This window comes from Candidatus Chloroploca asiatica, assembly GCF_002532075.1.
GTDB classification, from domain to species: domain Bacteria; phylum Chloroflexota; class Chloroflexia; order Chloroflexales; family Chloroflexaceae; genus Chloroploca; species Chloroploca asiatica.
This window is the reverse complement of record NZ_LYXE01000159.1, coordinates 1-11,769: the sequence shown is the minus strand read 5'-3', so window position 1 is coordinate 11,769 and position 11,769 is coordinate 1. Positions and strand designations below refer to the sequence as shown.

The window sequence follows — 11,769 nt, the reverse complement described above, 5'->3', positions numbered from 1 at the left end:
TTGCGCACAGGCTTCCTTAATGCTTACGAACGATAGCGGCGTTTGAGCAGAGCACTTTCGATCAATCCACGACCAGAGGTGCGACAATGAGTCGTCGTTTGCCCAAATCAGATCCTTCTGAACAACAGCTTTCGCTCTTCAGCACTGATCAGGTCGCGGAGCAAGCACCGGTACCCGAGGTGCCTGCTCCGCGCCGTTCGCGCCGGCGCACTGCTGACCCCGCGTGGCCGCCCCACGAGCGCTTCCCCTATAACAATCCGCGCACTGGTCAGACCGTGGGATCGTGCGTTTTGGAAGAGCTTCGTACCTCACGCCGCCCGTTGATCATTACTGGTTACACATCGCTGTCATTCGTGATCAATCTTCTTGCCCATTATCGTAGTCAATCAGGCGCAATGCACGTGCGCTTACTCCTAGGCCATGAGCCGCTTGTCCAGGGGCGATCAACCTACCGTGTACCGGGCCGACAGTCCTTTGCGCGGGAACTGGAAGACTACTGGCTTGCCCAAGGGGTCTCAGTCTATCAGAGCTTGGCGATTCTAGCAGCAATCGATTTTCTCCAAACTGATTCAATCGAGGTTCGCATCTCCGGCAATCTCGAGCGACCAGTTCATGCCAAGATCTATCAGGCCGACCACGCAATCACACTGGGATCGAGTAACCTGAGCAACAACGGCATGTACACGCAGTTCGAAGCCAACGAACGCCACGAGGTCTTCGACGGGGAACGTTTCACTGAGGCTTGCACGCTTGCCGAACAAATCTGGGCAACTGGTCGCGATTACCGAGAACAACTCATTGCGCTCCTAAAACGACTCCTACGTGCCGTTAGCTGGCAGGAGTCGCTGGCACGCGCTTGTGCCGAAGTGCTGGATGGGCTCTGGGCGCGCCGCTACACGCTGGTGGATCCGCTCGTGAACGCGCCGCAGCTCTGGCCTGCCCAGGAACAGGGGGTGGTTCAGGCCATCTGGTTGGTCGATCAGGTTGGCAGTGTGCTGGTGGCTGATGCGACCGGTTCCGGCAAGACCCGCCTCGGCGCCGAGATTCTGCGTGCGATGACGAACCGGCTCTGGGAACGTGGACGGGTTCGCAACCATATCCCCGTTATTGTCGCACCACCACGGGTGCTGACTGATTGGGAGCGCGATACGACGTCGATTAACCTGCCAAGCGAGCGCTATCCTCACTCATTGCTGAGCCGCACGCCAGGCGAACAGCGCCAGACGCGCCAAGACGTGCTTCAGCGCGCGCAGGTGCTGGCGATCGATGAGGCGCATAACTTTCTCAACACGACCTCCAATCGATCGCGTGCGCTCCTCCGCTGTGCGCCTGAGCACACTCTGCTGTTGACGGCAACGCCGCTGAACCGTGAACTCTCCGATCTCCTGACGATCATCAACCTCCTAGGGCCGGACAACTTTGATGATCACATCATCGACCTGCTGCTTCAGGCCGCACAGGTTCGCCCGTCAGCCCGTGGGAAGGCCACAACAACAACGTTGCCGATGAGTCCTGACGACATTGGGCTCTTGCAGCGCGCCATTCGGCAGTTTATGCTGCGCCGCACCAAGCGACAGTTCAACGCGCTGATTGACCAGGAGCCAGAGGCGTATCGGAACAGGTTGGGCAAGCTGTGCCGCTACCCGGAAACCAGGGCTCACTATTATGAGACCGGCGAAACGGCCGATGATCAGCGCTTGATTACAGCGGTTCGTCGTGCGCTCGATCAGATGACTGGTATGGCCTTCGTACACAAGGTGTTGCGCGTGCCCGACTCTCCGCGCTGGCGCAAACACCCCGATCCCGAACGCATCTGGGTCAACAGTATGTTGCAGAGCGCGAAGGCGCTGGCCGGTTATCATGTACTCGCCGCCCTGCGTTCGTCACGAATCGCCGCGCTTGAGCACCTGTTTGGAACACACGCTGCCTGGCGGGAATGTGTCGGCGAACCTGTGCCGCTCAAGCAAGCGGCGCAGACCGGCAACCTCTACGAGCGTGTGCAACACCTTGGCGGCAAGCTGCCGGTCAACATGCTGGAGATCACCGTTCTCCCTGCCATCCTCACCGACCCGGAGAGCCATCGACGAGCCTGTGAACGTGATGCCCAGATCTACCATACAATCGGTAAGATTATCCGCACGATCTCGGATCAGCGAGAAATGACCAAGGCTCGCCTCATCGCCGATGTGATTGAACGCCATAGCCTTGTCATCGCGTTCGATGCCCGACCCATTACACTGCACGAGATCGCTGGGCGGCTCGACAATGATCGTATCCAGATCAGGATAGCCACTGCTGAACGGCCTCACGATTGCCGGAAGGTCATGCAGGAATTCCGGCTGGGTTCGCAGGCTTCACACACGGTCGCGCTATGTACCGACGCGATGTCGGAGAGTATCAACCTGCAGGCGGCATCAGCGATTGTCCATCTCGATCTCCCTACCGTGGTGCGGCGTCTCGAACAACGCGATGGGCGCCTCAATCGCATGGACAGTGATCACCATGAAGTAGAGTCCTGGCTTCCGCAAGACAGCCCGGCATTTGCACCGACGAGTGGCGAAGAGTTGATCTACCGCCGCTATCGCATGGTCGAAACCCTGCTCGGCGGCAATGTGGTGCTGCCGGATGATCCGGCCCTGGCAAATCCAGAGGAGGAAGACCCCGAAGCAAATGATGCGCCACAGGCCACCTTGATCACTCCAGAAAGCATTGTCCGAGATCGTGATCAGCGCGAACACATCTTGGATGCGATCCCAGATGCGTTCTCGCCAGTACGTTCGCTCGTCATCGGCAACCAGGCGCTAGTTGCTGCTGCTACCTACGAGCACTATCGTCGTGGGCAAGCACGCGTTGTCTCGTCGGTGGCGGCGGTACGGGCAGAAAAGGCGTGGGTCTTTCTTTGCCTCGCTGGATCAGATACTGGGGCACCGCGCTTCGTACTGATGAGCTCGGACGCTGCAGTGCCACAGACGGGCCTAGAGGAGATATGCGAACAGCTACGCTCGTGGCTCGGGCCACATACGCCCCAACGCTCATTCGACCACGCGGCTGCTGAGCAACTGAAGGCTTACCTGGAGCAATTGAATACGCACGATGAGTTGCTTCTGCCGCGGAAGAAGCAGCGTGCGCTTGCCGAGATGCGCATAATTCTGCCGAAATATCGCCCCAAGCCTCAGCGACGCCGCAGCAAGGCTGACGAGACATCCGAACTCGACGATGCATTGACAGGCCGCACTGAGGTGGTTGATACGCTCCTTGATCTGCTGAACAACCGAGGCGAACGGCACGCCAGCGATGGGCGGCGGATCACGCCGGATCTGGGCATCCTTGCCGACCGCTGGCTTTACCTTATTCGGCCTGCCTGGGCAGAAGTCGCCCGATCTAGCCGCCGTAAGATCATCCTCTTGCGCGACCTGCGGGAGTATCTCGAGAAACACCCGCCAGAGACCACCGAACTGGATCAACTTCTGTACGAAGAGGGATTATGGGTCAAGCCACTCGATGAACGGGTCGTTGCCGCGATCGTCGGCGTGCCCGACAAAACCTTGGAACTTTCTCATAATGCTTTCGGTACATAGGTGCGGCTTTCAACATAGACTCGCATAACCTTTGATTATACGAGTCTATCCACCCTTCCCATCATCGTGTATACTACCTTACACATGTTCTATTCCTGATGGTGGGGAGAGATGCTCATGGACGACGCAGTGGAGCCCGTTGACCAGGCGCAGATGACGGCGTTGGTTCCGCGTGAGCCGACGAGTGCAGCGCTCAGCCAGGCCGCGGCCGCCGCTGACCGCGCTGCGTCGTCGGCGCTGTTCGCCGAGTACCGTCAGCAGCTCGCGGCCCGCACGCGCACCGCCCATGATCAGGATCTCGCTCGCTGTGCGCTCTACCTCGCTGATGTCGGGGTGAGCGTTGGGGCGCTGGCCGTCGAACCAGCGGCCTGGGCCGGGTTTACCTGGGGCCTCGTCGAGGGCTTCAAGCGCTGGATGCTGCGCGAGGGCTTTGCGCTGGCGACGCTCAACCGGACCCTGGCGACAATTAAATCCTACACGCGCCTCGCCGCGCAGGCCGGGGCGCTCGCCGCTGAGCAGGCGACGCTCATTGCGGCGGTGAAGGGCTACGGGCGCAAGCAGGGGCGCAATCTCGACGCCGAGCGGGCCAAGATCCGGCGCAGCACGAAAAAAGCCCAGGCGGTCAGGCTTTCGCTTGCCCACGCCCGGGCGCTCAAGGAGCAGCCCACCGCGACGCCGCAGGGTCGCCGCGACGCGCTGCTGATGTGCCTACTACTCGATCACGGCCTCCGCGTCGGTGAATTGGCCGCGCTCACCGTCGGGTCAATGGATCTCGACGCCGGCACGCTGACCTTCTACCGTGAGAAGGTTGACCTGACGCAGATCCACCTGCTCTCGGCGGCGACCCTTCGCACGGCGCTGGCCTATCTTCGGCATGACCGCGCCGGCGCGGCGACCGAGGAAGCGCTGCTGCTTGGCAGTCGCAGGAGCGGCGCGTTGCACGGCACGCTGGGCGTCCGTTCGATCCAGGCCCGCGTGCAGGCGCTCGGGGTGGACGTCGGCCTCACGCACCTCTCTCCGCATGACCTGCGCCACTATTGGGCGTCAGCGGTGATCGCCGGCGGCACTGACTTGCTCGCGCTCCAGGAGGCCGGTGGCTGGGCGTCGCTCGCCATGCCGCGTCGCTATGTGGAGCGGGCGAAGATTGCGAATGAGCGGGTGAAGTTACAGACGTAATCTGCGGTTGAGTGGTGGTGGGCAGCGCCATCACCACGGTACGCCAACTGGCCGCGAAATATGGCGTGGACGGGTAACGTCCGGCGCGCTGGGAGGAACTGATGGCTACGACGCTGGTTGCGACGACCGAAGCTACGTTTGCCCGGCAGATCCTCCGAGCCGATTGCCCGGTGCTCGTCTGCTTTGGCGTGCGCACGTGTCCTGCCCGTCGCGCTTTGCTGCCGATCCTGACGCGCATCGCGGTCGCGTTCCAGGGACAGCTCCGGGTCGCAACGGTGCTGCTTGACGATGCCCCGTTGCTCGCCGAGCAGTATGGCATCGTGGCCTCCCCAACGCTGGGGGTGTTCCACCACGGTGAGCGCCAGGGTCAGGTCGTCGGGTTCATCCCGGAGGGGTTGGTTCAGGTGCTTGCCGACGAGGTGTGCCACGGTGCGGTGAGCGGCGACACGCGCTGGAGCCCGTGTGAGGAGCGGTTTGAAACGGCGGTGATCATCCCGTTGCTCGCCCAGTGGGGTTTCACCGTCGAGCGCCAGGTGCCGTGTGTGCTGCCGAGCCACCCCACCGCACACCGTGGCCGGATCGATCTGCTGGTCTACGAGCATCCATCGAGCCCGCCCGTGACCCTGATCGAGAGCAAACGACAGATCAGGCATGCCCAGGATCTCCGGCAGGCCGTCAGGCAGGCAGCGACCTATGCGCACAGCCTGGCCCTCGCCTCATTTGTCATCGCCGCGCCGCGCGGCCTGTGGATCTATCGGTGTGGCGACGCCGGCGCGGTCTGCGAGCGCCACGTCACCAGTCTCGCGTTGCACCAGACGCCAGAGCTGCCGCGTCACCTGCTCCTTCAGCTGCGGGCTGGGGGCGCGGCAGCATAACGGGCACGCATAGCTCGGCGCACGACCGTGCAACGAAGGTGGTTCTTTTGACGCAAAGGCGCAACGGCGCAACGGTTTTCGCGGAGGTGCGCGAACCCTTCGCGCCTTCGCGTGAGCTTCGTTGCACGGTAGGGTGGCTCGGCGACGAGGCCAGTTCGCTGGAACGATGGATCAAAGAATACCCGCTCCGGCTTTCATCTTTCATCTTTCATCTTTCATCTTTCATCTTTCATCTTTCCCTTTTCCTCTGCTATACTTAGAGGCGATTTCGCTACGCTGCAATTCGTTGTAGCGGGCAGGCCATAGCCAGGCAATTCGCCGCAGTACCACGGGTGTGATGCATGTTCTTGCAGCGCATGGTGATGGGGTAATATCAACGCATGATCACCGAAGTTGTCATCGCAGCAGCTACCGAAGCAGTTTTTGGCTATCTGTTGAGCGAGAGCGGCCTGGCGACCCAGATCCGCCAGCGCCTCCAGCCTGACCCGCTCAAGGCGGCCTTTAAGCAAGCCTTGACCGACGCCTTCCATCAGTTTGCCCAAACCCATCCGGATCTCGTTGCGTCGCTCTTCGATGAGCACCTGCTCACGCAACCCGCCGTTGCGAAACTCCTGGCGCAGAGTCTCCGGCGTGACAATGCTCCCGATGGGGCGGCGTTAGCGGCACTCTATGTCGAACATGTTGGATCACGACCCGAGCGCCGTGCGACCCTCCAGGCCGCAATTGAACCGGCAGCGGACGATTTATTGACTGCGCTGCGTGATGAGTTGCGGACAAAGGCAGAGTTCCAGGCGCTCTTCGATAGCCAGGCGTTTGACCAGATGGCCAAGGACGCGGGAAAAACTGCCATTGAGGTGGCGGCAATGCGCCAGTTTCTTGAGCAGATCGTCGCCCTCCTAGCGCAACCTTCTCCCACTCCAGAACCGACTCAGCCCAATCAACCCGTCGTACCAGGCACGACGCCAGGCCTGATCGGGCGAGCACCACGCGACAAACCAAACCCCTTTATCGCTGGCATTGCCGTGCCACCCGAGCGTTTCTATGGGCGCGCCCACGAGCGCCAGGCGATCAGATCGCGTATCGGGGCAGTGACGGCGCAGTCAATTTCGTTGGTCGGCCACTTCCGTAGCGGCAAAAGTTCGCTGCTCGAATATATCGATCAGCGCATCACCGAGTTCTGTTCAGCCCCACAGAGTGGGGTGGTCGCCAGGATCTCTCTTGCCGATAGCCGTCACCGCAGTGCGCAGGGCATCAATGAGGGCTTGCGCCGAGCAATCTTGAAGGCCACCGGTGAAGCACCGTGGCAACAAGACGAGAACAATGATACCTACGCGCTCGAAGATGGCCTTGAACGCCTGGCGCGCCAGGGACGGCGGACGATCTTGCTCATTGATGAGTTTCAGGCCTTTGACGACAAAGAAAAGTTCTACGAATGGGGCCGAAATTGGCGCTCGCAGGCCGAGAAACCACGCCTGGCGCTCGCCCTTGTGGTCGCTTCTCACCGCCCGATCCCCGAGATTTACAAGGAACGACTTGTCGATTCGCCGTTTGGCAACCTCTTTACCCAGGAGCGTCTGCACCCGCTTGAGCCACACGAGTGCCTCCGCCTGCTGCGCGATGGTTTTGCGACCAACAACGAACAGCCGAGTGCTGCCGATGAGGCGCTTGTCGCTGAGCTAGCCGGTGGCTGGCCCTTCTATATCCAGTTGGCCGCCAGCCTGCTCTGGGAGCTGAATGACCACGCCGCGGTGCGCCGTGAATTCGCATGCCAGGCCAGGCCGCACTTTGAACGGCTCTGGAAATACCTGCACCCCACCGAGCAAGCGGCGCTGCGTGCCATTGTGAGCGGTGGCAGCGCACCAGGCACAGCCCTTCAGACCGAGTTAGCCGAACAGTGCCTGCTGAGCGAGGACGGTCAGATTTTTAGCCGGGTGTTTGCTGAGTTTATACGGGGGTTATGATGAGACAGTTCCTCCGCGAAACCTGGCAGATCTGGTATTGGGCCTACTTTCAGCCGAGTAGGTTGCAGGCGTGGATTAACGAAGTAGCCAATGACATGCGACGGCCACGAGTGTACCCGTCGCGTGGCGATCCTGAGTTGCAGGCGTGGATTAACGAAGTAGCCAATGACACGCGACGTCCACGAGTGTACCCGTCGCGTGGCGATGTCTTTCGGTTCGAGACCGGCTTCGCTCTGCTCGCCCTGCTCCTGCTCGCCCCGATGATCAGCATGATGGCGTGGCAGGGGCAACCGTTCGATTGGGTGTTTGTACCGATGGCATTGACCTGCCTTTATGGGTTAAGGGTTTTTCCATTGGCCATCAGTCTGACTACTCCCTGGCTCTTTCTAATGGTCTATAGGCTTGATCCAGATCCCTTGCGCCAGGCTCTTGTGGTGACGACGGGTGAAGCCCTGCCACCATGGCCCCAACTCGTGCTGGGGATCGGCGTCTACACCCTTGGTCTGGTGGTGACAAGCCAGCTTGGTACATGGCTTTGGCAGCAGAAGCGGGTCTGGCTGGTGCGGCTGGTGCTGGTGGTGGGGCTGACCTGCAGCGTCCTGCTGGGTGCCTGGTTGGCAACAAACATCTGGGAGTTTACCATTGCTTTGGCACTGCTCTCCAGTATCTTGAGTATCTGGGCTGTTCGTGATGAACCTCGTCTAGTTGATTTGCAAGAGTACGGCGTGGTGTTTGGCGTGGTGTTTGGCGTGGTGTTTGGCGTGGTGTTTGGCGTGGTGTTCGGCCTGGTGTTCTACGTGGCGTTCGGCGTGGCGAGCGTAGTGGCGTTCGGCGTGGCGTTCGGCGTGGCGTTCGGCGTGGCGAGCATAGTGGCGTTCGGCGTGGCGAGCCTAGAGGCGTTCGGCGTGGCGGGCCTCGCGGCGGGCCTCGCGGCGGGCCTCCTGGCGGATTTCGTGGTGGGCCTCGCGGCGGGTTTCGTGGCGGGTTTCGTGGCGGGTTTCGTGGCGCTCGGCGTAGCGCTCGGCGTAGTCGTATTGTCCAGCCTCGCGGTGCCCTGGCAAGCGCTGGCGGGTTGGCTGTTAGGGACAGCCCTGGCGGTCTGGCCTTGGCGTTGGGGTGGAGTGGTGTTAAGTGTGCTGGTCTTTGCCCTTGGTGTTGAAGCGCATGGCTTGAATGCCGCGTGGGTGGCGGTAGCAGCGCTGCTTGGGTACTCCCGCCTGTTGCCCTTTTACCTGGGGCAGGCGTTGGTGAGTGGGTTAGCGGGCCAGGCCTATGCCAACCAGCGCAGCTTCTTGCTGGATCTGAACATCAACCCGGTGGCCGTGCTCCGTCGTCTGCCGCCCTACAGCAGCGAGATGCTCTGGTTCACCTTGCCGGGCCATGATCGGCTGCTCAGTGCCGCTTTTGCGACTGATCACTCAGTTGGCATGCAAGCCCTCGATCTGATGCGCGCCTCGCCCTATCCCGGTTTTCGCCGCACGGTTGAACGGGCATTGCCAACGCTCGTCGCCACCGAATGTTCCCAGGTTGCCGATCTCGCGGCACTCAAGCTGTGTGCCAGTTCGCAGCATCCGCGGCTACCGCTGTTGGTGCCCAGCCTCTACCGTGAATATGATGCAGAGGCGGAGGGACAACAACTCCGCAACCTTGGCCTTGGCATTGATGTCGAGAGTACGTTGATCGTACCGGATCTCCAGGCGATTGTCCGTGCGCTTGAGGCTGCCCAGCAACAGAGTAGCCTCACCCTCCAGGCGCGCTCGCTGGAGAAGTTGGTCATCCGCCTTGACCGTCTGAAAAGCGAAATCAGTACCCTCAAATCGCCCATAAGCCGCAACCGTTGGTATGCAGTGAGTGACCGTTGGCGGAGCCTGATTGAGGTGGAACAGCAGTGGGTAGAGCAGCGTGCCCAGATCGAACCGGAACTCCAGGCGATTGCCCGTGCATTTGAGGCTGCCAAGCAACAGAGCAGCCTTACCCTTCAGGAGCGCTCGCTGGAGAAACTGCTGATACGCCTTGACGGTTTGCAGCGTGAGGTGAGTACCCTCGAACCTCCTACTAACCGCAGCCGCTGGCAGGAAGTGTGCGACCGTTGGCGCAGCCTGATTGCGGCTGAGCAGCAGGCGGTGGAGCAGCGTGCCCAGGGCGAGATTGTCGCTGCCTTCCAGGTTGGCAACCCGGTTGGGCGTGAGCGCGCCGATCTCTTTAAGGGGCGTGAGGAGGAGTCGAATGAAATTGTGCGCCTGCTGCTTGATCGCGGTCGCCCGACCGTGGTCGTCTATGGCCCCCGGCGCTTTGGCAAGAGTAGTTTTCTGCAGCAACTGCCTCGCCTGCTGCCCATTGATGTCGTGTATGCCTTTGAGAGTGCGCAGAATGGTGCTTTTCGTGAGAGTGATCGCGGCTTCTGTTTTGGCCTTGCCCGTGCCCTCTACCGCGATGCACAACAGGCGGCGGGTATCCGTCTGCCAGAACCGCAACGGCCTGATTTCCACGAGGCCCCCTTCGGTACGCTCGATGATTACCTGGATACGTTAGAGCAGCAGTTGGGTGATCGCTTCCTGCTCCTGGCGCTTGATGAGTTTGAATTGATTGGTCAAGCGCTCCACACGGGCAGCCTCTCGCTGCGGGTGCTCGACCACCTGCGCTACATGATCCAGCATCGTAGCCGCCTTGCCCTGATCTTTGGTGGCCTTAATACGCTCGAAGAGCTTGGCCCCAACTGGACGAGCTACTTCATCAATGTTCAGCCGCTCGAAATTCTCTACCTTACGCCCGAAGCGTCGCGTGAACTGCTCGAAAACCCCGATCCCCAGTTCAACCTGCGCTATGAAGCCGGTGTGATCGAGGCGATCCTCACCCTCACTCGCTGCCAACCCTACCTGCTGCAAGCCATGGGCGCGGCAATGGTTAACCTTGCCAACCGCGAGGGATGGCGTGCGTTCCCGCTGGATCACCTGGCCGTAGCCAGCAATGAGGCCTTGAAGGGCGGGGCGATCTACTTTCAGGACCTCTGGAATAACTACACCGGCACCAACCCAGACGAAGTCCGCGCCGGGCGTGCGATCATGCGCGCCCTGGCTGAGGGGCAACAACCAGTGGTGCCAGGCGATCCGGCAGCATTGACCATCTATCAGCACGCCCTGGCGCGTCTGGTACGGTATCATCTGGTTGAACGTACTGCCAGCGGTTACCAGATCGAGATTCCACTGGTTGCCCAGTGGGTACGCGAACGAGCGATTGACGATCAATGAACAACCCTGAACCCAGTTACCACCATCTGACGCTCACCTTCGCTCTTGATCCGCAGCACGTTGTGGTGCGTTGGGAGGCGGCGGTGATTGGGGCGTTGGAGACGCGGATGCAGTCGCCTGTTGCGTTTGCGGATCTGCCGACAGTGCTGCGTGCGCTCGATTGTCTGCAAGATCCTGGCTATGGGGCATCTGCGCGTAGTGCGCATAATCCGTGGTGGCAGTTCAGTCCTGCCGAGCAGACGGCCCTGACTGGCTATGGGTTGTGGGATGCTCAGCGTCAATTGGTGGCGCAGGATGCCGATCAGCGCGTGGGGCGGCGGCTCTTTGCGGCACTGACTGCTGATCCGGCGGCGCAACAGGCGCTGGCGACGGTGCGTAACCACGCGATTGCCAGTGGCGCGTTGCTCTGGCTGGCGCTGCGCTTTCCGCCGCACGCGACGGAACTCGCCGCATTGCCGTGGGAGGCGCTGCGTGATACCCTGGAGCAGCCGCTGCTGCTCAGTGGTGGTCAGCAGGCGATCTGTGTGCGCCATCTCGATCTGCCGTTGGCTCTGCCGCCTCTTCTGCCGGTCACCCGTCCGCTTGATGTGCTGGTGCTGGCACCCAGGGCGCAGCTTCCTAGCACGGTGCGCCAGGCCGAGCGTGCGGCGCGTCGTGCGATCTTTGCGAAGCTGGAGGCCGATGGGCTGATCAGCGTGCGTGAGCTCGAGCCGGCCACGCGCACGGCGCTGGTCAATGCCATTCACGAACGCCCTGCCGATCTGGTCTATTTCTACGGCCACGGCCACTACCGCAATGGTCGCGGTGAACTGTTGCTCGACGGCGAACAGGGTGGGGAGGCCTGGACCTTTTGGGGGTAGGTTTTTCAGATAATGTGCGGGTCATGACCATTTCTGCTACGATTATGGTAACAAACACCGATCGTAGAAAG

At 61.1% G+C, this 11,769-nt stretch carries 6 protein-coding genes; all 6 read left to right on the top strand.

Annotated features, from left to right (window positions below; translation table 11 throughout):
• Positions 1-86: 86 nt before the first annotated feature.
• The 6 genes from A9Q02_RS19395 (at position 87) to A9Q02_RS19370 (ending at position 11,698) form a co-directional block, all read left to right on the top strand.
• On the top strand, positions 87-3,578 hold the full coding sequence (locus A9Q02_RS19395; RefSeq protein ID WP_097654731.1) for an SNF2-related protein: 3,492 nt from the start codon (positions 87-89) through the stop codon (positions 3,576-3,578).
• A 117-nt stretch (positions 3,579-3,695) separates the two neighbouring features.
• The gene (locus A9Q02_RS19390; protein ID WP_172451163.1) at positions 3,696-4,754 is read left to right on the top strand and encodes a tyrosine-type recombinase/integrase; all 1,059 of its coding nucleotides are present in this window, start codon (positions 3,696-3,698) and stop codon (positions 4,752-4,754) included.
• A gap of 101 nt (positions 4,755-4,855) precedes the next feature.
• Complete coding sequence (locus A9Q02_RS19385) at positions 4,856-5,629, top strand: thioredoxin family protein (protein ID WP_097654729.1); 774 nt, start codon at positions 4,856-4,858, stop codon at positions 5,627-5,629.
• A 380-nt stretch (positions 5,630-6,009) separates the two neighbouring features.
• A complete protein-coding gene (locus A9Q02_RS19380) occupies positions 6,010-7,590 on the top strand; it encodes an AAA family ATPase (protein ID WP_097654728.1) in 1,581 nt (526 codons plus the stop codon).
• Positions 7,587-10,838: an ATP-binding protein gene (locus tag A9Q02_RS24970; RefSeq protein WP_245860749.1), complete on the top strand. Its 3,252-nt coding sequence runs from the start codon at positions 7,587-7,589 to the stop codon at positions 10,836-10,838. The genes A9Q02_RS19380 and A9Q02_RS24970 overlap by 4 nt, the downstream gene beginning before the upstream one ends.
• The gene (locus A9Q02_RS19370; RefSeq protein ID WP_097654727.1) at positions 10,835-11,698 is read left to right on the top strand and encodes a CHAT domain-containing protein; all 864 of its coding nucleotides are present in this window, start codon (positions 10,835-10,837) and stop codon (positions 11,696-11,698) included. Before A9Q02_RS24970 ends, A9Q02_RS19370 begins: the two co-directional genes overlap by 4 nt.
• Positions 11,699-11,769 lie beyond the last annotated feature (71 nt).